Source organism: Allobosea sp. 01N443, assembly GCF_056399325.1.
In genome coordinates this window covers 1-2,115 of record NZ_JBFTRC010000363.1, presented here as the reverse complement: position 1 = coordinate 2,115, position 2,115 = coordinate 1, and the positions used below count along the sequence as shown (strand labels likewise).

The 2,115-nt window shown below is 62.8% G+C and carries 3 pseudogenes; 2 read left to right on the top strand and 1 reads right to left on the bottom strand.

Going from position 1 to position 2,115, the window contains the following annotated elements:
• Positions 1–145, top strand: a pseudogene (locus AC1DRP_RS36330) (IS481 family transposase); the annotation flags it as partial.
• Between the two features lie 252 nt (positions 146–397).
• On the opposite strand, the pseudogene AC1DRP_RS36325 reads toward AC1DRP_RS36330, so the two are convergent.
• A pseudogene (locus AC1DRP_RS36325) lies at positions 398–1,655 on the bottom strand (IS110 family RNA-guided transposase); the annotation flags it as partial.
• Positions 1,656–1,858: 203 nt separating this feature from the next.
• On the opposite strand from AC1DRP_RS36325, the pseudogene AC1DRP_RS36320 reads away from it, so the two are divergent.
• Positions 1,859–2,115, top strand: a pseudogene (locus AC1DRP_RS36320) (integrase core domain-containing protein); the annotation flags it as partial.

The window sequence follows — 2,115 nt, the reverse complement described above, 5'->3', positions numbered from 1 at the left end:
CTACCTCTACGTGGCCATTGATCGCACGAGCAAATTCGCCTTCGTCCAGGTGGTCAGGAAGACCGGCCGGACCTCGGCTTCTGCCTTCCTGGTGGCTCTGATCGACGCGGTACCGTACCGGGTCCACACCGTTCTCACGGACAACGTCCTATGTCGGGARGCAGCTTTGGGCTTTGGCCAACAGGTCTCRTCRCGYCRGCARMTCGCCGACGTCRGCAGTAAGCTGATCCAGATGGTTTCCACCGTCAACGGGATCGCTCCCAGCCATAGCAAACACAGGATCCAGCGGCATTGACGCGGCCGTGGTCCTCACCGTCCTCAAGACGAGATACGCACCCAGGTGGAAGGCCCGAACATTATCTACAGGGTCGCCTTTGGCGCCCTCACGGCACTYGCAGAGAGGGGTCCTTCCACCTGGCATCCGACCGTTCCAGGAACGGCCGGTATTCTGTTCCCGTCTTGACGACGGCATGCGCCACCCGCGCCATCTTGGCGGTAAGCGCGGTCATCGCCTTGCGACGGCGATCGGCATCGTCCRCGTGACCGGCAAYATAGCGACCAAGCTTGTCGCGGAAGCTGTTGTCACATTGGCGCGCGGCGACCTGCGCTGCCATCCAGAACGTTCGGCGCAGCCGGGCATTGCCGTACTTCGACAGCTTGGTCCGACCGCGGAACGWGCCGGATTGGCAGGTAGCGAGGTCGAGGCCGCAGAACTTCAGGAACTGGCGGTGATGGCCGAACCGCCGCAGGTCTCCGGCTTCGGCCAGGATTGTCAGAGCGTTGATCGGTCCGATTCCCGGGATCCGCCGCAGCAACTGGTARTCGKGATGATCGGCCARCGTGACCTGCGCGATCTCYTCGATCCGRTTGCGCTCCCGGATYAGGCCCCGAGCCTGGGCAATAATCATCCGGAACATCGTGATCGCCGCGCTTTCCTCCGGCACGGGCAACGCAATCGATGAGCAAGCCGTCTCGTAGATATCGTTGATCAGCCGAGCCTTGGAGACTTTGCGGCCGACCAGAGGCCAGGCCTCGGCCACGAACGCTTCCCGTTCCAGTGCGATGATGCTGCCGGGCGTCGGGAAGCGCTCGATCAGTGCCAGGAACCAATCCGAGCGGCTATTGCCGGCGAAGCGGCCGATCTCCGGAAAGTACAGCGGYAGGTAATGCGTCAGGATGCGGTGCCAGGTCTGCGTCTTGGCCTTCGAAATCGTCTCGTGCGTCTTCGACAACTCCTGGAGATCGTTGATGCCGGCGGCCAACGGGTCGACATAGGCCTGCGTGGCACCGATCCGCAGCATGTGCAGGATGACCTGGGCGTCCTTGGGATCGTTCTTGTCCCAACCGTTGTGTAGCGCCTCCCGCGTCCGGGCGAGCGCGACCGAGGAGATCAGCCGMAGCTCGAAGCCTGCCGTCAGAAGCCGATAGGCGAGCGTGCGATGGTAGTTGCCGGTCGCCTCGAAGCCGACAAGGATCGGCCGCCCGATCGCGGCAAGGTCCGCAGCCAGGCGGTCGTAGTCCTGCTTGGTCGCCATCACGGTCATCCGCCGGCGTCGACCGCCTTCTGGYCGTTCGATCAGCACCTCCTGGCGGTGCTTGGACATGTCGATCGCTACCAGCACGGCGCCGGTGGGAGTAGAAAAGCGCTTGGTCATGGTTGGCCTCGCTCCAAAGTGTTGTCTCGACAACCTCACTTTAGAGACCTKCTGGCCGGCCATGACCGCCGTGACGGCGCGCTGCGCTACGCAAGGCTTCGCGCGCCGTCAGGCAACGGTCGAGCCTCTTCCCAATGTGCTACGGAATCCAGTTCACCTTCCCGSCTCGYTACGCCGACGGGCYGACAGCTCGTTACATCACCCACATGTTCGACATGCGGTGCCACGAGAATGGCATCGAGCATCGCCTCACCAAGGTGAAGCACCCCTGGACCAACGGGCAGGTCGAGCGGATGAACCGCACCATCAAGGAAGCGACCGTCAAGCGCTTCCACTATGACGATCATCGCCAGTTCGAGGCGCACCTCACAGACTTCGTTGCCGCCTACAATTTCGGCCGCCGGCTGAAGACCCTTAGGGGGCTCACACCCTACGAGTTCATCTGCAAATGCTGGACGAC